Raw genomic sequence first — 23,283 nt, 5'->3', positions numbered from 1 at the left:
CCGGGCCGTCCCATGGGCGAATCCGCCCATGGGAAATCAGCAAGCGTTTCCGGTTCCGCGCACGAGCGGCCGCGGTTGACCCTGGTGGTGGCGTACGCGGCCAACCGGGTGATCGGACGTGATAACGGCTTGCCGTGGAAGCTGCCGGGAGACCTGGCGCATTTCAAGCGCACGACGCTGGGCCACCCCATCGTCATGGGCCGCAAGACCTGGGAATCGCTGGGCCGGCCGCTGCCGGGCCGCAGCAATATCGTCATCAGCCGCACGCCGGGCTATTCCGCCGACGGCGCGATCATCGTGCCGGATATCGATGCCGCGCTGCGCGCGAGCGGCGATACGGACGAAGTGTTCATCATCGGTGGCGCGCAGATCTTCGGCGCGGTGCTCGACCATGCGGACCGCGTCATCGCCACCGAGATCAAGGCGGATATCGACGGCGATGCCTGGTTTCCGCACCTGCCGGCATTCCGCTGGCGCGAGGTATCGCGCCAGCCGCAGCCGGCCGAAAACGGCTACGAATACGACTTCGTCGTGTACGAGCGAGCCTGAGCGCCACGCCCGCGCCTATCGAAGAAAGGCTCTTACGACGCCCAGCCACAACGCGTCCGTGGCACATCAAGCAAGGCGAGCGGTGATTATCCTCAAGCGCGGCGGGCGCGCAGCGCTTCGTCGCGCATGAATCGCCACAGCCTGGCGTCGTCCGAGTACGCCACGTTGAGCCTGATCCAGGGCACGTCGCGCTGTTCGGCGTCGAAGTAGGAGCCCGGCGCCAGCCAGATGCCGTCGCGCAAGGCCCGTTCGGCCAGGGCGTTGGCGCCGAAGTCGCCGGCGTCGACCGGCAGGCGGGCCCACAGGAACAGCCCGGCGCGCGGTTCGGCGTGCACCTGCATGCCGTGTTCGGCCAGGCAGCGGGCGACCGTCACATGCGCCAGCGCCAAGCGCTCCCGCAGCCCCGCCACATGCGCACGATAGCGGCTATCGCGCAAGGCTTCGTGCACCACCCGCTCCATGATTTCGGGGGAGGTCAGCCCCACCGCCATCTTGGTGCGGGCCATGTCCCGCACGACGTCCGGATGGGCAACGGCATAGCCCACGCGCACGGATGGACTGATGACCTTGGAATAGCCGCTCAGGTAAATCACGCGACGCAGCCCGTCCAGCGCGCCCAGCACCGGCGCGACGCCCGGCGCCAGTTCGCGCGAGATGTCGTCCTCGATGACCCAGCAGTCATGCTGTTCGGCGATGCGCAGCACCTGGTAGGCGTTGGCCATGGTCAGGCTGGTGCCGGTGGGGTTCTGCAGCACGGTATTGACGATCATCGCGCGCGGACGGTGCGCCTGCGCCGCGCGCTCCAGCTCGGCGATATCCAGGCCGTCGACCGTGCGCGGCACCGCCACGGCACGCAGCCCGGCCAGCCGCAGCAGCGCCAGCAGGTTGGCGTAGCAAGGCTGTTCGACAATCACTGCGTCGCCGGGGCGCAGCAGTGTGCGTATGGCGATATCCAACCCATGCGTCACACCCTGGGTTAACAGCACCTGCTCGGTATCGACGGGCATGCCCAACGATGCGGCGTGCGTGGCGATGGCCTCGCGCAGCGGCACGTAGCCGTAGGGATGCCCATAGCCGGCGATGCGCGCGCCCGGCAAGCGCGCGACGTGGCGCAGTCCCAGATGCAGGCCGGTTTCGTTCAGCCATTCACCCGGCAGCCAGCCGCAGCCCGACTTGACCGGAATGGAGTGGTCGGCGAATACATCGGACAGCAGCCATTCGGCGCCAGGCGTCGGCGGCTGCCACGGCCGGGGTACGGGCACCGGCGCCGGCGCCGCCGCGGGCGCCCGCGCCGCCACCCGGTATCCCGAGCCGGGCCGCGCCTGCAGCCAGCCCTGCGCGACCAGGCGGGCGTAGGCGCTGGCAACTGTAAAGGTGCTGACATCGTAGGCGCGCGCGAATTCGCGCACCGACGGCAGCGACATGCCGGGCGCCAGCGCGCGCGCCTCGATGGCGTGCACGACGGCATCGATCAGTTGCTGCACCAGCGTGGGCGCCTGCGCACGGTCGCGCAGAGGTCGGAAATCGAGGGGAAGATCGGCCATGTAGGAACCTGTACAGTTGTCCAGAATTCACCTGTACGGTCGATCATTTTTGCACGGATTGTGTATTTGCAGGGCGCGGCGGTAAGCCGAGAATGCCAGCTGATTCCCGCAACGTCGGGCTGCCGGACTCCCGTCCGGCGGACAGCACCGCACCGCCGGTCCGGCTGTCGCCCTATTCCCATCCCGGAGCCATCATGAACGCGCCGCACACGTCTACCGATCTGTCCCACCTTTGGATGCCGTTTACGGCCAACCGGCAATTCAAAACCAATCCGCGCATGCTGGCCTCCGCCAAAGGCATGTACTACACGTCGCTGGACGGCCGCCAGATCCTGGACGGCACGTCCGGCCTGTGGTGCGTGAACGCCGGCCACTGCCGCGAGGAAATCACAGAGGCCGTCGCACGGCAGGTGGGCACCCTGGACTACGCGCCCGGCTTCCAATTGGGCCATCCCCTGGCATTCCAGGCGGCCAGCGCCGTCGCCGGGCTGATGCCGCAGGGCCTGGACCGCATCTTCTTTACCAACTCCGGTTCCGAGTCGGTCGACACCGCGCTGAAAATCGCGTTGGCCTATCATCGCGCGCGTGGCGAAGGCCAGCGCACCCGCCTGATCGGCCGCGAGCGCGGCTACCACGGCGTGGGCTTCGGCGGTATTTCGGTGGGCGGCATCTCGCCCAACCGCAAGACTTTCTCGGGCGCCCTGCTGCCAGCCATCGATCACCTGCCCCACACGCACAACCTGGAGCAGAACGCCTTTTCCAAGGGCCAGCCCAACTGGGGCGCCCACCTGGCCGATGAACTGGAACGCATCCTTGCGCTGCACGATCCGTCGACCGTCGCCGCGGTCATCGTCGAACCCATGGCGGGCTCCACCGGCGTGCTGGTCCCGCCCAAGGGCTACCTGGAACGCCTGCGCGAGATCACCAGCAAGCACGGCATCCTGCTGATTTTCGACGAAGTCATCACCGGCTACGGCCGCGTGGGCGCCGCCACCGCCAGCGAATTCTTCGGCGTCACGCCCGACCTGATCACCATGGCCAAGGGCATCAGCAATGCCGCGGTGCCGTGCGGCGCGGTGGCGGTCCGGCGCGACGTGCATGACGCTATCGTGGAAAGCGGCCCGGCCGGCATCGAGTTCTTCCACGGCTATACCTATTCGGCCCACCCGCTGGCCTGCGCGGCCGTACTGGCGACCCTGGACATCTACCGCCGCGACAATCTGTTCGCCCGCGCCCGCGAAATGGCACCGGCGTTCGAACGGGCCGCGCACGGCCTGAAAGGCACGCAGCACGTCATCGACGTACGCAACATCGGCCTGGTGGCCGGCATCGAACTGGCGCCGCGGCCCGGCGCGCCGGGCGCCCGCGCGGCCGAGGCCTTCCAGCGCTGCTTCGACACCGGCCTGCTGGTGCGCTACACCGGCGACATCATGGCGGTATCGCCGCCCCTGATCATCGACGAGAAACAGATCGAGCAGATTTTCCAGACCATCGGCTCGGTGCTGAAGGAAATCGCCTGACCATGACGACCATTCCCCATTACATCAACGGCCAGCACTTCGACGGCCGCAGCGGCCGCAACGGCGATGTCTTCAATCCGGCGCGTGGCGAAATCGCCGCCCGCGTGCCGCTGGCCAGCGTGGAAGACGTGAACCTGGCGGTAGCCGCGGCGCGCGAGGCGTTTCCCGCCTGGTCGGAAACGGCGCCGCTGAAGCGCGCCCGCATCCTGTTCAACTTCAAGGCGCTGCTGGACCAGCATCAGGACGAGCTCGCCGAACTGATCACGCGCGAACACGGCAAGGTGTTCTCCGACGCCAAGGGCGAAGTCACGCGCGGCATCGAGGTGGTCGAATTCGCCTGCGGCATTCCGCACCTGTTGAAGGGCCAGTACACCGAACAGATCGGCGGCGGCATCGATAACTGGAGCATGCGCCAGTCCCTGGGCGTGGTGGCCGGCATTACGCCGTTCAACTTTCCGATGATGGTGCCGGCCTGGATGTTCCCCGTGGCGATCGCCTGCGGCAACACCTTTGTGCTGAAGCCGTCGGAGCGCGACCCATCGGCATCGGTGCGGCTGGCCGAACTGCTGACCGAAGCGGGGCTGCCCCCCGGCGTGTTCAATGTAGTGCATGGCGACAAGCAGGCCGTGGACGCGCTGATCGCCCATCCGGACGTGCAGGCGCTGTCCTTCGTCGGTTCGACGCCGATCGCCGAATACATCTACGCGCACGGCACGGCGCGCGGCAAGCGCGTGCAGGCACTGGGCGGGGCCAAGAACCATCTGGTGGTGATGCCGGACGCCGACCTGGAGCAGGTCACGGATGCGCTGATGGGCGCGGCCTACGGCTCCGCCGGCGAACGCTGCATGGCCATCTCGGTGGCCGTGGCGGTGGGCAGCGTGGCCGACACGCTGGTGGAACGCCTGGCGCCGCGCGTGCGTGCATTGAAGGTGCTGGACGGCATGGACCCGCAGGCCGAGATGGGCCCGCTGGTCACCGCGCAGCATCGCAACAAGGTGCGCGGCTATATCGAAGACGGCATCGCCGCGGGCGCGCAAATGGTGGTGGACGGGCGGGATATTTCCGTGCCGGGCAGCGAGAAGGGTTTCTTCCTGGGCGGCACGCTGTTCGATCACGTCAAGCCGACGATGAACATCTACCGCGAGGAGATCTTCGGCCCGGTGCTGTGCGTGGTGCGCGTGCCGGACTTCGCCTCGGCGGTGAAGCTGATCAACGAGCACGAGTTCGCCAACGGCGTGTCCTGCTTCACGTCCGATGGCGGCGTGGCGCGGGCCTTCGCGCGGCAGATCCAGGTAGGGATGGTGGGCATCAATGTGCCGATTCCGGTGCCGATGGCCTGGCATTCCTTCGGCGGCTGGAAGCGGTCGCTGTTCGGCGACCACCACGCCTATGGCGAGGAAGGCGTGCGCTTCTATACGCGCTACAAGAGCGTGATGCAGCGCTGGCCGGACAGCATTGCCAAGGGCGCGGAATTCACCATGCCGGTGGCGAAGTAGTTATTGCTACCCACCGCCGCGCTGCGCGTGGCGGTGGCAGCAGCGGGCCCGGGCGGCAAGGCGCGGGACCCGCACATGGGGGACTATCTGGCGATAAGAAGGCCCGGCGCGCGAGCGCCGGGCCTTTTCGCTTCAGGCATACGCCTCGACAGGCAGGCACGAACACACCAGGTTGCGATCGCCATAGGCGTTATCCACGCGCGCCACCGGCGGCCAGTACTTGCCGTCCTTCAGCGACTCCAGCGGATAGGCGGCCTCGCGCCGCGTGTAGTCGTGATGCCATTCGTCGGCCATCAAGGTGGCGGCGGTATGCGGGGCGTTCTTCAGCACGTTATCGTCCCGATCCCGCTCGCCGCGCTCGATCAGCGCGATTTCCTGGCGTATCGCGATCATGGCGTCGACGAAGCGATCCAGTTCGGCCAGGCCTTCCGATTCCGTGGGCTCCACCATCAGCGTGCCCGCGACCGGGAAGCTCATGGTGGGCGCATGGAAACCGTAGTCGATGAGGCGCTTGGCGATGTCTTCCGCCGACACGCCGCTGCTGTCCTTCAGCGGCCGCACATCCAGGATGCACTCGTGCGCGACCCGGCCATTGCGGCCGCAATACAGCACGGGATAATGCTCGCGCAGGCGATGGGCGATGTAGTTGGCGTTCAGGATGGCCACTTCGGTCGCCCGCAGCAAGCCCTCCGCCCCCATCAGCGCGATGTAGATGTAGGGAATCGGCAGGATGCCCGCCGAGCCGAACGGCGCCGCCGACACCGGCCCGACCTTGGCGCCTTCCGGCAGCTTGCCGGCCGCATCCACCACGCCGGGCAGATAGGGCGCCAGATGCCCGCGCACCGCCACCGGCCCCACGCCCGGACCGCCGCCGCCGTGCGGAATGCAGAAGGTCTTGTGCAGGTTCAGGTGCGACACGTCGGAACCGAACTTGCCGGGCTTGGCGAGCCCCACCATGGCGTTCATGTTGGCGCCGTCCATATACACCTGGCCGCCGGCCTGATGCACGATGTCGCAGATCTCCGTGACGGCCTCTTCGAACACGCCATGCGTCGACGGATAGGTGATCATCAGCGCCGCCAGGCGATCGCCCACCTGCGCCACCTTGGCGCGCAGATCCGCGACGTCCACGTTGCCGTTGGCGTCGGAGGCCACGACGACCACCTGCATGCCGGCCAGTTGCGCCGACGCGGGATTGGTGCCGTGCGCCGACGACGGAATCAGGCAGACGTTGCGCTGATGCTGGCCATTCGCCTCATGGTAGGCGCGGATCGCCAGCAGGCCGGCGTACTCGCCCTGGGCGCCCGAATTCGGCTGCAGGCTGACGGCGTCGTAGCCGGTGATCTCGCACAGCGCGGCCGACAGCTTGTCGATCAGCTGGCGATAGCCGGCGGTCTGCGCCGCGGGCGCGAAGGGATGGATGTGCGCGAATTCCGGCCAGGTGATGGGAATCATCTCGGCCGTCGCGTTCAGCTTCATGGTGCACGAGCCCAGCGGGATCATGCTACGGTCCAGCGCCAGATCCTTGTCCGCCAGCTTGCGCAGGTAGCGCAGCATATCGGTTTCGGACTGCACGCTGGAAAAGACCGGATGCGCCAGGATTTCGCCCTGGCGCGCCAGGGAGGCCGGGATGCCGGCGCCGGCGCGCGGGTCCAGCGCGTCGATATCGATCGCGGCAGCAGTCTTGCCCAGCCCGCTGGCGAACACGCCCGCCAGCTGCGTCAGATCGGCGTCGGTGACGGTCTCGTCCAGCGATACCGCGACGTGCTCGCCATCCACCGCGCGCATATTGATGCGCACCGCGTCCGCGGCCGCCAGGACCGCCGCGGTGGCGGAACCCGTGCGCACGTGCAGCGTATCGAAGAAAGTCTCGTTGACGACCTTGGCGCCCAGGTCGCTCAAGGCCGCGCGCAGGATGGCGGTGGCGCGCTGCACGCGCTGGGCGATGCGGCGGATGCCGGCCGGGCCGTGCCAGACGGCGTACATGCCCGCCATCACAGCCAGCAGCACCTGCGCCGTGCAGATGTTGGACGTGGCCTTTTCGCGGCGGATGTGCTGTTCGCGCGTCTGCAGCGCCAGGCGCAGCGCGTTGTTGCCCTGCGCATCCTTGGACACGCCGACCAGGCGGCCCGGCATATTGCGCTTGTAGGCGTCCTTGCAGGCCATGAAGCCCGCGTGCGGGCCGCCGAAACCGAAGGGCACGCCGAAGCGCTGCGCCGAACCCACGGCGATGTCCGCGCCCCAGGCCCCCGGCGGGGCCAGCAGGGCCAGCGCCAGCAGGTCGGTGGCGCATGCCACCACGGCGCCGCGCGCGTGGGCGGTTTCGGCCAGGGCGCGATAGTCGTCCACGCCGCCCAGGCTGCGCGGGTATTGCACCAGCACGCCGAAGCAATCGGGCAGCCCGGCGGTTTCATCGCCAACGACGATTTCGATATCCAGGCCTTCCGCGCGGGTGCGCACGACCTCGATGGTCTGCGGATGGCAGTGGCTGGAAACGAAGAACACATTGCTGGACGACTTCGCGCCGCGGCGGGCCAGCGTCATGGCTTCCGCGGCGGCCGTGCCTTCATCCAGCAGCGACGCATTGGCAATGTCCAGACCGGTCAGGTCCGCCACCATGGTCTGGTAGTTCAGCAGCGCTTCCAGGCGGCCCTGCGAGATTTCCGGCTGGTAAGGCGTATACGCCGTGTACCAGGCGGGATTCTCCAGGATATTGCGCAGGATGACGTTGGGCGTATGCGTGCCGTAATAGCCCTGGCCGATATAGCTGCGGTAGACCTGGTTGCCGCGCGCGATGTCGCGCAGTTCGGCCAGCACGTCCGGCTCGCTGCGCGCCGGCGGCAGCGCCAGCGGCGCCTGGGTGCGTATGGCGGGCGGCACGACCTGGCTGATCAGGTCTTCCAGGCTGTCCGCGCCCAGCGCGCGCAGCATGGCGGCCTGGTCGGCATCGGAAGGACCAATATGGCGGGGAATGAAATCGGTGTGCGTGTCGAGGGGGCGCGACATGGTATCTCTTGAAAGTGGCCTTACAGGGCTTCGTAGCCGGCGGCGTCCAGCAGCTTGTCCAGATCGGCGGAGTTGTCCGGCTTGATCTTGAAAATCCAGGCGGTGTAGGCGCCGCTGTTGATCTGCGCGGGATCGGCTTCCAGCGCGTCGTTGAAGGCGACGACCTCGCCCGCCACCGGCGCATAGATGTCCGATGCGGCCTTGACCGACTCCACCACGCCGGCCGTATCGCCGGCGGCCAGCTTGGCGCCAACCTTGACGTCGCCGACGAAAACGAGATCACCCAGTTGTTCCTGGGCCTGGTCGGTGATGCCGACGACGAAGACGTCGCCTTCGGCTTTCACCCATTCATGCGATTCGGTGTACTTGCGATCGGTGGGCAGGCTCATGGAAGGAGCTCCTAAGAATTCAAAAATCGTGGCAAGGATGAATAGAGAGGTAATGCGCGCCCCGCCCATGCGGTACGCGCCGGCATGGGCATCGCCAGTTTACGGTTGTTCGATGGCTTTGCCGTTGCGGACGAAGGGCAATTTGCACACGGTCGCCGGCACCCACTTGCCGCGGATGTCCACTTCGACGGTATCGCCGGGATTGACGCCCACCGGCATGCGCGCGAAGGCGATCGACACGCCCAGCGTCGGCGACATCGTGCCGCTGGTGATTTCGCCATCGCCATGCGACGTGCGCACCGCCATATGGGCACGCATCACGCCGCGTTCGTTCAGCTTCAGGCCCAGGAAAGCGGCCGGCGTGGCGAACTCCTCGATGGCCGCGCGGCCGATGAAGGCGCGCGCCGGATCCTTCAATGAGACGGTCCAGGTCAGCCCGGCCTGCGCGGGCTGGGTGACTTCGTCCATGTCCTGGCCGTACAGATTCATGCCGGCTTCCAGGCGCAGCGTGTCGCGCGCGCCCAGGCCGCAGGGACGCACGCCCTGCGCGGCCAGGTCGTTCCACAAGGCGACCACTTCCGTGGAGGGCAGCACGATCTCGAAGCCGTCCTCGCCGGTGTAGCCGGTGCGCGCCACCAGGGTGTCGGGTTCGAAGCGCGCGGCGGTGAACGGCGTCAGGCTTTCCGTATCAGCCTTCCAGGCCGGACGCGCGGCCCAGACCTTGGCACGCGCATTCGGCCCCTGTACGGCCACCATGGACAGATCCCGGCGCGGCGCGATGGAGACGGATAGCCGGGCGGCAATGGCGATGCGCTGCATCCAGGCGACGTCCTTGTCGGCGGTGGCGGCGTTGACCACCACGCGCCAGCGGTCGGCGGCGAAGAAATAGACGATCAGGTCGTCGATCACGCCGCCCTCGGGATTCAGCATGCAGCTGTACAGCGCCTTGCCGGGCGTGGCCGTCAGCTTGGAGACGTCATTGGCGATCAGGCGGCGCAGGAAGGCCATGGCGTCGGCGCCCGTGACGTCGACGTTGAGCATGTGCGACACGTCGAACATGCCGGCATCCTGCCGGACGGCGTGGTGCTCTTCCAGCTGCGAGCCATACGCCAGCGGCATGTTCCAGCCGCCGAAGTCGACCATGCGCGCGCCGGCATCGATATGGGCTTGCGCCAGGGGGGTGTTCTTCAGGGGGTGCGACATGGCAAAAAGCTCCGGACAGCGGCGGTAGGGGGCCGATAGTGGGCCATCAGGGTACCGTTAGGGCGGCGGATACCGGCCTGGATGCGGAAAGCGCCCAAGACCGGCCGTGTTTCCGCCCCTCTGTCCTTTTGCCTGAGAGTTGCCCCGCGCATGTGGATGGCGGGTTTGCACCTTCGGCGTCCGGGCGCATCGCGTGTAACGGACGGCCGGCTCTCTCCAGAGCGCTGTGTTCGTCCGGGCGCCGAATGCGGCGCGGTCCGGGCAAGGCATGCTGCGGTATGGGTTGCCTGAGCGATTCCGGGCGAATTGCGCCTTCGGCGGCGGCGCGCCGGGGGGCGTGCCGCTCTCTCCCGCACGATGCGTGACAGCGTGGCGAAGAATACAACTCAGGCCAGGGCGGTGTCCAGCAGCATCATCAGCACGAAGCCCAGCATCAGGCCGCCCGTGGCATAGACCTCGTGCCCCTTGCGATGCGATTCCGGGATGATCTCGTGGCTGATGACGAACAGCATGGCGCCGGCGGCGAAACCCAGGCCCCAGGGCAACAGTACCGTTGACCAGGCCATCACCGCGGCGCCGGCCAGCGCGCCGATCGGCTCGATCAGCCCGGACACCATGCCCAGGGTCACGGCGAATGCCCGGCCATAGCCCGCCGCCAGCAGGGCGACCGCGACGACCAGGCCTTCCGGCACGTCCTGGATCGCGATGCCGGTGGCCAGCGCGCCGGCGCGCATGGGATCGGTGCCGCCGAAGCCCACGCCGATGGCCAGGCCCTCCGGCAGGTTGTGCAGCATGACCGCGAAAATGAACAGCCAGGTGCGCTTGAGCATGCGGGCGTCATGTCCTTCCCGGCCCTTGATGAAATGCTCGTGCGGTACGCAGCGCTCCAGCCACAGCAAGGCCGCGCCGCCCAGCAGGATAGCCGCGCCCACCGTCATGCCGGCGCCCCATGGGCCGGCGCCGAGGTCGCGCGCGGCCTGGATCCCCGGGGCCACCAGCGAAAACGCGCTGGCCGCCAGCATCACGCCGGCGCCGAAACCGAACATGGTGTCCTGCACCCGCTCGGACAGGCGCTGGGAAAACATGACCGGCAAGGTACCGGCCGCCGTCGCCCCCGCCGCGATCAGCCCGCCCAGCCAGGCGTTGGCGATCTGCGGATGGCTGTCTTCCAGGGACAGCCATATCGCCCAGGCACCGATCGCGGCCAGCAGCGGCACGACGACCATCAAGGCCTTGCCGGCGCCGGCGCCGGCCAGCGAACGTATGTGCGTGTTCATGTTGCGTCCCTTTTCCCGTGATGCGCGTGGCGTGCGCATCTTCTTTGCTCGCATGGCACGCGTGGTGGTCTGGGTGGCGACCCGCGTGGTCGCCCAGAGAGCAAAAAACGCGCCGCGCCGGACAGCTGGCGTTCAGTTTCCACTACGCGTGCCGAGGGAACAAGGGCGAGCGGTACGAAACGGCACCAGATTGGCCGGATCCAGAAGAATCCGCTCATGCGGAAGGGATTCGGACAGCGCGAGTCGCGCGGCGCGGGCCTCGGCACGCCAGGCCTGGACGTCCAGCCCCGGTCAGAGCGCCCGGCCGCAAGCGACGCCGGAGGCCCAGGCCCACTGGAAGTTGTAGCCGCCCAGCCAGCCCGTCACGTCGACGGCCTCCCCGATGAAGTGCAGGCCGGGCACGCCGCGCGCCTGCATGCTCTTCTGGTCCAGGCCGCGGGTGTCGACGCCGCCGCGCATGACTTCCGCCTTCTTGTAGCCGGCGGTGCCGCCGGGGGTCAGGGTCCAGCCGTGGATATTCCGCGCCAGTTCGCGCAGGATCCTGTCCGGAATATCGGCCAGGCGCGCGCCCGCCAGCGGCTGGCCGCGCCCGTCCACGACGCCATGCAGCCACTGTTCGGCCAGTCGGCGCGGCCAGAGCGCCGCGAGCGCCGTCCCCAACTGCTGGCGCCCGCCGGATTTGGCCTCGATCAGCTCGCGCGCCAGATCGCGCCCGCTGGCCAGGTCCAGCGTAATGGGTGCTCCGGGATTCCAGTAACTGGAGATCTGCAGGATGCCGGGCCCCGACAGGCCCCGGTGAGTGAACAGGATGTCTTCCAGGAATTCGCCCTGCCCGCTGCGCACGCCGGCCTCCAACGCCACGCCCGACAAAGAGGCGAAGGGCGCCCACTGGGCGGCATCGAAGGTCAGCGGCACCAGGGCCGGCCGTGGCTCCACCACTTTCAGGCCGAACTGCCGGGCCACTTTCAAGGCGTAATCGGTGGCGCCCAATTGCGGTATCGCCATGCCGCCGGTGGCCAGCACCAGTTTGGCGGCGCGCAGCACGCCATGGCCGGTGGTGCGCAGTTCAAAGCCCGCATCGGCGACGCGGGCGATTTCCGCCACCGTGCAGGGCATGCGCCACTGCACCTGGCCGGCGTCGCACTCCGCGCGCAGGACGTCGATGATGGACTCGCTGGAATCGTCGCAGAACAACTGCCCGCGGTGCTTCTCGTGCCAGGCCACCCGATGGCGGCGCAACAGGTCCAGGAAATCGCGCGGACCATAGCCGGCCAGCGCGGAGCGGCAGAAATGCGGGTTCTCCGACAGGAAATTCGCCGGCCCCGTGCCCGTATTGGTGAAATTGCAGCAGCCGCCGCCGGATATGCGGATTTTCTCCGCCAGCCGGTCGGCGTGGTCGATCAGCACGACCCGCAGGCCGCGCTGGCCGGCGACGGCGGCGCACATCATGCCCGCCGCGCCGGCGCCGATGATGGCGACGTCGAACATGCGCGCGCCTTACTGGTCCTGGTCTTCCTTCAGGCAGTCGACGTAGTAACGCACCTGGCCGTCGGCATCGACGTCCTCCGCCAGGCCGTGGATGTCGGTTTCAAAGCCGGGAAAGCGTTCGTTGAATTTGCGCGCGAACTGCAGGTATTGCACGATGGTGCGGTTGAAGCGTTCGCCCGGAATCAGCAGCGGGATGCCGGGGGGGTAAGGCGTCAGCAGCACGCCGGTAACCCGTCCCTCGAGCTCTTCGATCGCCACGCGTTCCACCTGGCGGTGCGCCATGCGCGCGAAGGCGTCGGAAGGCTTGAGCGCCGGCACCATATCGCTCAGGTACATCTCGGTCGTCAGGCGCGCCACGTCGCTTTCGCGATAAGCCTCGTGGATCTGCTGGCACAGATCGCGCAGGCCGATGCGCTCGTACTGCCGATGGTCGCGGCAGAATTCGGGCAGGATGCGCCACATCGGCTGGTTGCGGTCGTAGTCGTCCTTGAACTGCTGCAGGGCGGTCAGCAGCGTATTCCAGCGGCCCTTGGTGATGCCGATGGTGAACAGGATGAAGAACGAATACAGGCCGGTTTTTTCCACCACCACGCCGTGCTCGGTCAGGTATTTGGAGACCAGCGCCGCCGGAATGCCGGTTTCGCCGAAGCTGCCCGAAATATCCAGGCCCGGGGTGATGATGGTGGCCTTGATCGGATCCAGCATGTTGAAGCCGTCGGCGATATCGCCGAAGCCATGCCAATGGTCGCCCGATTCCAGCAGCCAGTCGTCGCGGTTGCCGATCCCGTCGGGCACCAGCCGGTTCGGCCCCCAGACCTTGAACCACCAGTCGTTGCGGCCGAACTCGGATTCCACCTTGCGCATCGCACGGCGGAAATCCATGGCTTCGCGGATGCTTTCCTCGACCAGGGCGGTGCCGCCCGGGGGCTCCATCATCGCGGCCGCCACGTCGCAGGACGCGATGATCGCGTACTGCGGCGAGGTCGACGTATGCATCAGGTAGGCTTCGTTGAAGATATTGCGATCCAGCTTGCGGGTCTTGGACTCCTGCACGATGATCTGCGAGGCCTGCGAAATGCCGGCCAGCAGTTTGTGCGTGGAGTGCGTGGCGAAGACCATCGCCGATTCGCTGCGCGGGCGCCCTTGCCCGATCGCATGCATATCCTGGTAGAACTCGTGGAAGGCCGCGTGCGGCAGCCAGGCTTCGTCGAAATGCAGCGTGTCGACGTAGTCGCCCAGCTTTTCCTTGATCATCTCGACGTTGTAGATGACGCCGTCGTAGGTGCTTTGGGTCAGCGTCAGGATGCGGGGCCGCTTGTCCTTCGCTTCGCGCGCGAACGGATTGGCCTCGATCTTCTTCATGATGCTTTCGGGTTCGAATTCCTCGATGGGAATCGGCCCGATGATGCCCAGGTGGTTGCGCGTGGGCCGCAGGAACACCGGGATCGCGCCCGTCATCGTGATGGCGTGCAGGATGGACTTGTGGCAATTGCGGTCGACCACCACCACGTCGCCGGCCGCCACGTTGGCGTGCCACACCACCTTGTTGGAAGTCGACGTGCCGTTGGTGACGAAGTAGCAATGGTCGGCGTGGAAAATACGCGCGGCGTTGAGCTCCGATTCCGCGACGGGGCCGGTGTGATCCAGCAGCTGGCCCAGTTCGTCCACCGCGTTGCAGACGTCGGCGCGCAGCATGTTTTCGCCGAAGAACTGGTGGAACATCTGGCCCACCGGGCTTTTCAGGAAGGCCACGCCGCCGGAATGGCCAGGGCAATGCCAGGAATATGAACCATCCTGCGCGTACTTGACCAGCTCGCGGAAGAACGGCGGCGGCAGGCTGTCCACATAGGCGCGCGCTTCGCGGATGATGTGGCGGGCCACGAACTCCGGCGTGTCCTCGAACATGTGGATGAAACCGTGCAGCTCGCGCAGGATGTCGTTGGGAATGTGCTGCGAGGTGCGGGTTTCGCCGTACAGGTAGATCGGGATGTCCGCATTGCGAAACCGCAGTTCGCCGATGAAGGTCCGCAGGTTCTTGATGGCGCTGGCCACGTCCTCCGGCGAATCGACGTCGAACTCCTCGTCGTCGATCGACAGGATGAAGGCGCTGGCCCGGCTTTGCTGCTGGGCGAACGAGCTCAGGTCGCCATAGCTGGTGACGCCAAGCACCTCCACGCCTTCAGCCTCGATCGCCGCCGCGAGCGCGCGTATGCCCAGCCCCGAGGCGTTCTCGGAACGGTAGTCTTCGTCGATGATGACAATGGGAAAGCGGAATTTCATGCGGGGGGACTCCTGCGGGGTAGGGCCAAAAGCCGACGCGAGTGTACTGCGGACACGCGACACGAGCGTTGCGCCGCCGCATGGGCCGGCGGACCCGGCCGGGGAAGCATCCTGCGTACCCGGCCGTGCGTTACAGTTGAGCACCATGCCGATAGCGCCACCCGCCCTCCTTGTCCGCCGTCTCGCCGCCCAGGATGCGGCCGCCTTCCAGTCTTTGCGGCTGCATGCCTTGCAGGAATCGCCGACCGCCTTCGGCGCCCATCTGGAAGACGAGCGTCGCTATACGCTGGACATCATCGCGGGCTGGATCGCACCGGCGGATCCGGCGGGCGGAGGCGGCATCGGCGCCTTCGACGGGGAAAACCTGGTCGGCATGGCCTGCGTGCGACGCGCCGCCGGGCGCAAGGAAGCCCACAAGGCGTCGCTGGTGTCGGTCTACGTCGCGCCGGGCCATCGTGGCGCCGGCGTGGCCTCCCGCCTGATCCGGGCCGCGATCGAGCTGGCGCGTGGCATGGACGGCGTTCGGCGCATCAATTTATCCGTCACTGTCGGCAATCAGGCCGCGCTGGCCCTGTATCGGCGCCTGGGCTTCGCAATTTATGGCCGTGAAATCGAGGCCCTGTGGGTCGATGGCGCGTATTACGACGAGCACCTGATGACGCTGGCCCTGGAGACGCGCGGCCTGGCATATGCCGCTGTCGACGAAGGGGACTTCGATGCCCTGGCGGACCTGCGCGTCGCCGCCATGCGTGACAGCCTTGAACAGATCGGGCGCTTCGATCCCGAGCGGGCGCGGCAGCGGCTGCGCGCGACGTACGCGCCGCGGGACACGCTGGCGATCCTGCGGGACGGGCAGCGGATCGGTTTTTACACACTCCGGCGGGATGACGGCGCGCTCAAGCTGGATCACCTGTACATCGCACCGGGCCATCAGGGCGCGGGCGTGGGCGCCGCGGTGCTGCGGCGGGTGTTCGAGCGGGCCGATGCGCTCGGACTGCCCGTGCGGGTCGGCGCCTTGCGCGATAGCGCATCGAACCGCTTCTATCGGCGGCATGGTTTCGTGGAGACCAGCCAGGACGCCTGGGACATCTACTACGAAAGGGCGCCGCGCGGGTCGGACGGCTGACACCGGGCCGCTTGCACGCTGTCGACCGCGGATTGCAGGTCGCGGGCAGCGCGCCAGGCGGCATCGGCAGCCGGGTGCGCGCGGCATCCTAGGGTAAGGCCGAAGTCCGTTTACCTCGGCGTCGTGGCAGGCTACGGCTGCGCCGCGGTGCGCACAGGATGGCGCGCGCGGCTTCCATCGCAACTTCCAGGAACCTCCATGCCCGCACTTTCCCGGCCTTCCGCCGCCCGCCTTGCCCACCTCGCCGCCCTGCTCGCCGCGGCCATGCTGACCACGGTGTCGGCGCAAGCCGCCACGACCCTGCAAATGACCACGGAGTATCCGGCCACCTCCATGCCCGGACTGGGCGTGTCGACCTTCGCCGCGCAGGTCAAAGAAAAGTCCCACGGAAACATCGTCGTCGAAACGAGTTTCGATGCCTCCAAGGGGTTCAAATCCGCCGACATGGTGGACGCCGTCCAGGCGCGCAAGGTCGACGCCGCGGATGCCTTCGCGGGCGGCCTGGCCAATAAATATCCGATCTTCGGCGTGTCCTCGCTGCCCTTCCTGGCCGATTCCCTGGACAAGGCCCGCGCGCTGCGCGACGCGGCGCGGCCCGTGTATGAGCGATTCCTGGCCGCGCACGGCCAGAAACTGCTTTACACCACGCCGTGGCCGCCGTCCGGCATCTGGTCCAAGGCGCCCATCAAAACAGTGGCGGACCTGCAGGCGCTTTCCATCCGCACGTACGACGACGTCTCCCAGGCCACCATGACACGGGCGGGCGCGAAGGCGGTAAACATATCCTTCGCCGACGCCATGCCGCGTCTGGCGTCCGGCGAAGTGAACGCCGTACTCTCATCGGGTGACGGCGGCGCCGGTCGCAAACTCTGGCAGTACCTTACTTACTTCACCGAAGTGAACTACGCGATGCCCCTGTCGATCGCGACGATGAACCTGGATGCCTATCGGGCGCTGGACGCCGACGGCCGCCAGGCCGTGGACCGGGCGGCGGCCGCCACCGAAGCGGAGCAGTGGAAGCGCATGGAGGGCCGGCTGGAGGAAAACCGCGCCAACATGCGCAAGAACGGCGTGACGATCGAATCCAGCGTACCTGCGCCGGTCCAGCAGGCGCTGCGCGCGGCGGCATCCGGTGCGGTGGCCGATTGGCAGGCCAGCACGGGTGCGGACGGCAAGGCCATCCTGGATAAGTATCAAGCGAAGTAAGGCTCGGGAAGTAAAACTCGCCGGGGAGGCCGGGCGGCGGGACCACGCAGCACGGCCCGCCGGGAAACCGGCCGGTCGCGTGTCAGGTCTTGGGCAGCGTGACGCCCAGCTGCCCCTGGTATTTGCCGCCGCGATCGCGATACGAGGTTTCGCAGACTTCGTCGCTTTCCAGGAACAGCATCTGGGCGCAGCCTTCGCCCGCATAGATCTTGGCCGGCAGCGGCGTGGTGTTCGAGAACTCCAGCGTGACGTGGCCTTCCCATTCGGGTTCGAGCGGCGTGACATTGACGATGATGCCGCAGCGCGCGTAGGTGCTCTTGCCCAGGCAGATCGTCAGGACACTGCGCGGAATCCGGAAATACTCCACGGTGCGCGCCAGGGCGAACGAATTCGGCGGAATGATGCAGACATCGCCCGTGAAATCGACGAAGGACTTTTCATCGAAATTCTTCGGATCCACGATGGTGGAATTGATATTCGTGAATATCTTGAATTCGTTGGCGCAGCGTACGTCGTAGCCGTAGCTGCTGGTGCCGTAGCTGACGATACGGCCGCCGTTCGACTCGCGCACCTGGCCGGGCTCGAAAGGTTCGATCATGCCGTTGGCCGCGGCGCGCCGGATCCACAGGTCGCTTTTGATGCTCATGGAAAGAAAGCCTCGATTTGAAGTGGGCGGTATTTTAGCCCCCATGGCCCTTCCGGCCCGGCTGGTCAATCGCCCAGAAATGTCCGATATACCAGTTCCAGGCCGTTGACCGACCCGCCCTTCAGATCCACCGACCAGCGCCGCGACAGGCGGTAGCTCAGTCGTCCCACCGTTTCCGAACCGGCCAGCGCCTGCTCGACGCTGAGCGTTACGCCGTCCGCGAAGTTCTTGCTTGCCACGACGAATTGCGTCGCCAGGGTCTGGCTGGCGTCCTGGTTCACATTGCCCGCCACGGTCTGGTCGGGCAGCAGGCTGTTGGATCCGCCCAGCGTCCCATTGCGCACCGTCACATCGTCCAGGCCGAATTTCTTATAGAAGGGTTCGCCGTTGCCCAGCAGCGCCGTTCCCAGCGATACCAGCAGCGCCGTATCGTTGCCGCTGGCGTCTGGCGCGCGGCCCAGCACCAGCCAGGAGAGTTTTTCCTCGTCGCTGACATCCGGGTAGGAAATCAGGTCGATGCGCGGCCGCTGCGCCGTGCCGCTGACGCGCACGCCGGCTTCCACCTGCTCGCCCGTGCGCAGCGCCTCGATATCCAGCAGGGGGTTGTCCAGGGCGCCCTGGAAGGTCACCGTCCCGCGCCGCAGCTGCAGCCGCTGGCCATAGGCGTCGATACGGCCCGCCCGCGTGCGCAGCGCGCCCGTGCCCGACAGGCGATGGTCGACATAGCGGATGCGGATGGAGCCGCCCAGCGCGGCGTCCAGGCCCATGCCCGTCAGGTAAAACCGCGAACCCAGGTCCACGTTCAGATCCATATCGGTCTGCAGCGGCGTGGAAGGCGCGGGATTGTCGGCGCCCGGCCGGTGGACGACGACATCGCCGTCCAGCGACGGCACTTCGCTAAGGACTTCCAGGCTGGCCCAGCCGGCGTCCGCCTTGACGTTGCCCCGGATAGAAAGGCGCGGCAGGGCGGCGTCGATGTCGATGGCGCCGGACATCATGGCGAAACGGTCCGCGCGCTGTATGACGGGGAACCGGCGCAGGACGACGTGCACCTGCCCGGCCGCGTCGGCCAGCCGCCAGCTTCCGCTCGCATCGATGTAGCCATTTTTGGCGTCCGGATCGCGTGTCACCCAGTCGCGCGTGCGCGCCTCGGTAGGCAGTACCCGCAGGACCGCGGGAAAGCGCAGCGATTCGACGATCAGCCGGTCTTCCTGCAAGCGCGCGGAGAGCGTGCCGTCGACCATCCGCACGCCGTCGTCGATGCGCACATAGCGCAGCCCCGTGCCGCGCACCGTGCCGCTGGCCGTCCAGGCGCCGTCCGGCATGCCCTGCGCCTGGATGCTGGCCTTCAGCGCGCCGCCGATATCGGTACTGTCGCCGGTGAACAGCTCCACCCATTTCAGGTCGGAGATGTCCGCGTCCAGCGATGCCCGCATCGGCTGGCGCGGCGCCAGGCCTATGCCGCCGTCGGGCGTCGCCGCCAGCATGACAGTGCCGGTACCGCGCAGCGAACCCATGCTTGCCGTATCCACCCGCAACGTGGCATCGACGCGGCTGTTGCGTCCGCCCGCCGAGGTGGCGTTCAGATCCAGGACCAGATCGCGCAAGCCCAACGGGATAGGCGGATCGCCGGGAATCAGCAGATCGCCGGACCGGCGCGCCACGCGGGCCTTGCCGGTCAGGGCGCCCGCATAGCGCAGGTCCCAGGACACATCCACGGCGATGCGCCGCTGGCTGGCGGGGACGCGCGCATTGACGCGCTGGGGCCGATCCGGCGCCTGCTGCCCCGGCTCGTCCCGGCCCAGCGCCCGCTGGATGCGGCGCGCCATGGCCGGTGTCAGGACCAGGTCATCCACGCGGCCCGCCGTTTCCCAGCGGCCGGGGCCGCCGCGCGAGCCGGCGTGGTCCAGCACGAAATGGTCGCCGCCCGGCAATTTCAGTTCGATGCGCGCCGCACCGGCCTGCCATTGCCACAAGGGCGCGTTGGCGCGCGGCAGCCAGGCCACGGTCACCGGTCCGGGCGCCGACACTTCGAAGCCCGCATGGGTGAAGATGAGCCGGGAAACCGTGCCGCGCCATCCCGGCTCGCGCGCGGCGGCGTCGGTGCCCTGGCCGGTACCGTAGCCGCCGCTGACATCCAGGGCCGCCTGCATGGGCGCACTGCCCAATATGCCGGGCCGCGAGCGGGCGGGCGTGTAACCGCCGCGCAGTTCCAGCCGGTGCCGGGCCGGCGTGCCGGTCAGCCTGGCCTGCAGGTTGGCGGCACCTTCCAGGCCGGGCCAGAAGGCGGCCAGCGCGGGCGCGCCGGCATCGATCGTGATGGCGCCGGCGCTTGGACTGATGTCGCCACGGGCCTGCAGCCGGTTGGGACCCAGCCGCAGATCCACCGCCAGGCCTTGCACGCGCACGTCCGCCAGGGCCGTGGTCCAGTCCGCCGACGGACTGTCATTGGCCGCCGTCGTCACGCGGCCGCGCGCGGTGCCCTGCAAGGGCTGCCGGTTCCAGCGGCTGCCCTGGTCTATGGCCAGATCCAGCTGGCCGTCGCGCAGCACGTAGCCTTCCGTCAGCAGGACATTGAAACCGCCGTGGGTAGTGAGCACCGCCGGCGGCACGGCATTGCCGGACAGGCGAGCCAGGTCCAGCCGGTCGGCGGTGATGGTGCCCTGCAGGCGCAGCCCCTGCGCGGCATCGCCGCCCGGCCCCGCCGTCAGGGTGACGGCCGCGGAAGTACCGTCGGGCAGTCGCAGCGACGCGTCGGCCGACCGTACGGGCAGGACATCGCGCGGCGCCAGTTGCGCCCGCGCGGACAGCACCGCGCCCGCGCCCTGCGCCGCGACGGTGACCGACATGCCGTCAAGCGAGCCGTCGGCGCCGATATCCGCGTCGATCAGGCAAGGGTCGGGGAGCGCTGCCGCCGGCTTCGAATTCGCCGCATTCGAAGCCGCCGGTTTGGACGAAGGCTCGGCAGGCGGCAGCTTTGCGGCCGCGGGCTTGGCGGGCGCGGGCGTCATGTCCGCGACCAACCGTCCCACGCACACAGGCGAATCCGGCCCGCGCCCATGGGCGGCCACATGCAGCTGCGCGGCCAGGGGCCAGGGCGCGGCCAACTGTTTCAGGTCGGCCTGGCCCTGGACATCCATGTCAGCCACGGCATGGCCGACATGCAGGCTATCGATCCGCAATTGCGCGCCGCCTGCCCCCGCGTGCAATGCCGCCTGCAGGCCGCCCAGGGCGACAGGCAAGGGCACGCCGTCCTGCCGCAACGTGAATTCACCCAGAGCCAGGCGCTCCACTACGACATCCAGCGGGATCGAGACCGGCTGGTCCGACGGTCCGGCCGCCGCCGGCTCAGCGCCCGAAGCCGGACCTATATCCACATTCAAGCTGGCGGCGGCCAATTCGTGAACATGCAGGCGCCGCCGCAGCAATTCCGGCCATGCCACCCGCAGCGACACGTCACGCGCATCGACCGACACGCCCGCGGTGTCGATGACAAGATGACCGATACGCAAGCCCCGCCACACCGAGCCGCTGACATCCTCCGCCTGGCCGCCCGCATACGGCAGCGCGGTACGCGCCAGCCATTGCGCGCCCGCCTGGCTGCCCGCCAGCCACACCACCGCCGCGACCGCCGCGCATAAAAAGAGCAACAGCGTGGGTATCCACCACACCAGCACATTGCGCAGCAGCCTGGCCAGGATCTTCAAAACGCGATCCCCAGCGAAAACGCCAGCCGCAGCGAATGGTCGCGCTGGCCATACGCGACATCCAGGAACAACGGCCCGGCGGGCGTGCGCACCCGCGCGCCGACGCCATAACCGACCGCCATGCGCATCTGGCCGAACGACTGCGCCGCGTCGCCTGCGTCAACGAAAAACCCCACGCCCCAGCGTTCGTCGAAGTAATGGTCGTACTCGACGCTGCCCACCAGCAAGGTCGGCGCATCCACCACGGCGTCCCCGCGATCCGCGCCTATGCTCAGATAGGGATAGCCCCGTATGCTGCGCGCGCCGCCGGTGCGAAAGCCGAAGTCCGGCGGAACGCGCGTACTGTCCGACCATACCTTGCCGATCTCGCCCCGCACCGTGAACACATCGCGCTCGCCCACCGGCCACCAGCGCTGCGCGCGCGCCCTGGCGCGGCTGTAAGGCCTGCCGGTGTCCAGCGTGACGCCCAGGCCGCCGCCCAGCGAAACCAGGTTGCCGTCGCGCGGGTTGTATTTATCGTCGACGTCACGCCGCAACCATTCGACGGTGCCGGTCAGGCTGGGCAGGTCGTAGTCGCTGGCGCCCTCGATGCGCACGCTGTCGTGCGCCGCCAGCAAACCCCAACGGGTTTCATAGTCCACGTTGCCGGAACCGTGGCGCTCCTGCAACCGCGTGGCGCCCAGCGCGAAGCGCGTCACTTCCTGCCCCTGGATGTCGGAATGCTCGGCCAGCACGCCTATGCTGTCCTTGTTGCCGCGGCCGTCGGGAGGCAGATAGAAGTCCGTATAGACGCGCTGACGCAGGCGGTTCACGCCGAAGCCGGACTCCATGGTCAGCGGCTGGCCGAATACCACCTGCTGGCGATACAAGGCCTCCACGCCCACCCCGACATCGCTGTCCACGCCCAGCGACGCGGAAAAGCGCTTGGGTGGCGCCTCCACCAGGCGCACCTGCACCGGCAACGTGAGCTCACCCTCGCTGTCCCCTGCCTTGGCCGGCTGGCTGCCAGCCGCCACGCTGGGGTCGCCTTGCGGCGTGGATGTGGCGGGATTCTGCTCGGGCGGCGTTTCACGCGTCCCGTCCGGCCGGACCATGGACACGAAGGCGCCGCGGAAAAACGAGGTGCCCTGCAAGGCCTGCTGCCAGTTGTTCAGCTTGTCCTGGTCGTAGGCCTCGCCTTGCTTGTAGCGCACATAGCGCCGCACCAGCGAGGCCGGCACGCGCTCCAGGCCCTGGATTTCCAGCATGCCCATGCGTACCGCCGGACCGCTGTCGATGACCACCTTCAGGCGCACCTCGCCCTGCTCCGGCTGCACGTCCGCCGATGACGCGGCGATCCGCGCCAGCAGGAAATCGTGGTTGCTGACGTCATTCAGCAGGGAAGACTTGGCCTTGTTCCAGTCTTCGTTGACGAAGGGGCGTCCCGCCGGCAGCGACCAGTTCTTGCGCAGCACCGCGATGCGGCCCGCATAGCGCGGCTGGGTGATGCGGCCGGTGAAGGAAAGATCGACCGCCACGACCTTGGCCCGCACGCCGGCGTCGATGGCGATATGCCAGGTACCGCCATTGACCTCGCTACCGGTCTTCAACGTAACCTTGGCCTGGAAATAGCCCTGGGTCGCCAGCGCCGCCAAGGCCGCGTCGCGCGCCCGGCGACGCAGGCGGTCGGCCTCGCCGCCGTCCTGGTCCGACGCCAGCCTGGCGATCACCTCGACCGCGTCACGAACCGCCTTGATCGATGACGGGTCCACCGTGCCGGGGTCGATGACCACTTCGGGCTTGGCAAGGGCGGTTCCGGACAGCGCCATGAGGACGCCAAGCAGAATGCCCGCAAGCCACCGCATGC

15 protein-coding genes and 2 riboswitches are annotated in these 23,283 nt (G+C 67.8%); of the genes, 5 read left to right on the top strand and 10 right to left on the bottom strand.

The window, feature by feature from the left end; translation table 11 throughout:
- Positions 1 to 12 precede the first annotated feature (12 nt).
- A complete protein-coding gene (locus ACNA0R_RS17685; protein WP_415827563.1) occupies positions 13 to 549 on the top strand; it encodes a dihydrofolate reductase in 537 nt (178 codons plus the stop codon).
- A 92-nt stretch (positions 550 to 641) separates the two neighbouring features.
- On the opposite strand, the gene ACNA0R_RS17680 is transcribed toward ACNA0R_RS17685, so the two are convergent.
- Entirely contained in the window at positions 642 to 2,093 is a 1,452-nt protein-coding gene (locus ACNA0R_RS17680; protein WP_415827358.1) for an aminotransferase-like domain-containing protein, read from the bottom strand.
- 194 nt (positions 2,094 to 2,287) lie between these two features.
- Between ACNA0R_RS17680 and aptA the strand changes: the two genes are divergently transcribed.
- Complete coding sequence (gene aptA, locus ACNA0R_RS17675) at positions 2,288 to 3,613, top strand: omega-aminotransferase AptA (protein ID WP_415827357.1); 1,326 nt, start codon at positions 2,288 to 2,290, stop codon at positions 3,611 to 3,613.
- A 2-nt stretch (positions 3,614 to 3,615) separates the two neighbouring features.
- Entirely contained in the window at positions 3,616 to 5,109 is a 1,494-nt protein-coding gene (locus ACNA0R_RS17670) for a CoA-acylating methylmalonate-semialdehyde dehydrogenase (RefSeq protein WP_415827356.1), read from the top strand.
- A gap of 132 nt (positions 5,110 to 5,241) precedes the next feature.
- On the opposite strand, the gene gcvP is transcribed toward ACNA0R_RS17670, so the two are convergent.
- The 6 genes from gcvP to ACNA0R_RS17640 form a co-directional block, all read right to left on the bottom strand.
- Positions 5,242 to 8,115: an aminomethyl-transferring glycine dehydrogenase gene (gene gcvP, locus ACNA0R_RS17665; protein ID WP_415827355.1), complete on the bottom strand. Its 2,874-nt coding sequence runs from the start codon at positions 8,113 to 8,115 to the stop codon at positions 5,242 to 5,244.
- A gap of 20 nt (positions 8,116 to 8,135) precedes the next feature.
- On the bottom strand, positions 8,136 to 8,504 hold the full coding sequence (gene gcvH / locus ACNA0R_RS17660; RefSeq protein ID WP_415827354.1) for a glycine cleavage system protein GcvH: 369 nt from the start codon (positions 8,502 to 8,504) through the stop codon (positions 8,136 to 8,138).
- A 99-nt stretch (positions 8,505 to 8,603) separates the two neighbouring features.
- The gene (gene gcvT, locus ACNA0R_RS17655; RefSeq protein ID WP_415827353.1) at positions 8,604 to 9,707 is read right to left on the bottom strand and encodes a glycine cleavage system aminomethyltransferase GcvT; all 1,104 of its coding nucleotides are present in this window, start codon (positions 9,705 to 9,707) and stop codon (positions 8,604 to 8,606) included.
- Between the two features lie 110 nt (positions 9,708 to 9,817).
- Positions 9,818 to 9,937: riboswitch (glycine riboswitch) on the bottom strand.
- Positions 9,938 to 9,971: 34 nt separating this feature from the next.
- Positions 9,972 to 10,070, bottom strand: a riboswitch (glycine riboswitch).
- 23 nt (positions 10,071 to 10,093) lie between these two features.
- Complete coding sequence (locus tag ACNA0R_RS17650) at positions 10,094 to 10,984, bottom strand: ZIP family metal transporter (RefSeq protein ID WP_415827352.1); 891 nt, start codon at positions 10,982 to 10,984, stop codon at positions 10,094 to 10,096.
- A gap of 291 nt (positions 10,985 to 11,275) precedes the next feature.
- Complete coding sequence (locus tag ACNA0R_RS17645; protein ID WP_415827351.1) at positions 11,276 to 12,472, bottom strand: BaiN/RdsA family NAD(P)/FAD-dependent oxidoreductase; 1,197 nt, start codon at positions 12,470 to 12,472, stop codon at positions 11,276 to 11,278.
- Positions 12,473 to 12,481: 9 nt separating this feature from the next.
- Positions 12,482 to 14,752 carry an Orn/Lys/Arg family decarboxylase gene (locus tag ACNA0R_RS17640; protein WP_415827350.1) on the bottom strand — a complete coding sequence of 757 codons (2,271 nt, stop codon included), beginning with the start codon at positions 14,750 to 14,752 and terminating at the stop codon, positions 12,482 to 12,484.
- A gap of 145 nt (positions 14,753 to 14,897) precedes the next feature.
- On the opposite strand from ACNA0R_RS17640, the gene ACNA0R_RS17635 reads away from it, so the two are divergent.
- Both ACNA0R_RS17635 and ACNA0R_RS17630 read left to right on the top strand, forming a co-directional pair.
- Positions 14,898 to 15,878 carry a GNAT family N-acetyltransferase gene (locus ACNA0R_RS17635; RefSeq protein WP_415827349.1) on the top strand — a complete coding sequence of 327 codons (981 nt, stop codon included), beginning with the start codon at positions 14,898 to 14,900 and terminating at the stop codon, positions 15,876 to 15,878.
- A 198-nt stretch (positions 15,879 to 16,076) separates the two neighbouring features.
- The gene (locus ACNA0R_RS17630; RefSeq protein ID WP_415827348.1) at positions 16,077 to 17,084 is read left to right on the top strand and encodes a TRAP transporter substrate-binding protein; all 1,008 of its coding nucleotides are present in this window, start codon (positions 16,077 to 16,079) and stop codon (positions 17,082 to 17,084) included.
- Positions 17,085 to 17,166: 82 nt separating this feature from the next.
- On the opposite strand, the gene dcd is transcribed toward ACNA0R_RS17630, so the two are convergent.
- From dcd to ACNA0R_RS17615, 3 genes are all read right to left on the bottom strand, one after another.
- Entirely contained in the window at positions 17,167 to 17,730 is a 564-nt protein-coding gene (dcd, locus tag ACNA0R_RS17625) for a dCTP deaminase (RefSeq protein WP_415827347.1), read from the bottom strand.
- Positions 17,731 to 17,795: 65 nt separating this feature from the next.
- On the bottom strand, positions 17,796 to 21,437 hold the full coding sequence (locus ACNA0R_RS17620; protein ID WP_415827346.1) for a translocation/assembly module TamB domain-containing protein: 3,642 nt from the start codon (positions 21,435 to 21,437) through the stop codon (positions 17,796 to 17,798).
- A complete protein-coding gene (locus tag ACNA0R_RS17615) occupies positions 21,434 to 23,281 on the bottom strand; it encodes an autotransporter assembly complex protein TamA (protein WP_415827345.1) in 1,848 nt (615 codons plus the stop codon). The genes ACNA0R_RS17620 and ACNA0R_RS17615 overlap by 4 nt, the downstream gene beginning before the upstream one ends.
- Positions 23,282 to 23,283 lie beyond the last annotated feature (2 nt).

It is taken from the genome of Bordetella sputigena (assembly GCF_965137885.1).
Taxonomy (GTDB): Bacteria; Pseudomonadota; Gammaproteobacteria; order Burkholderiales; family Burkholderiaceae_B; genus Bordetella_C; species Bordetella_C sputigena.
The sequence above is the reverse complement of the archived record's forward strand: the minus strand, read 5'-3'. Positions and strand labels throughout refer to the sequence as shown.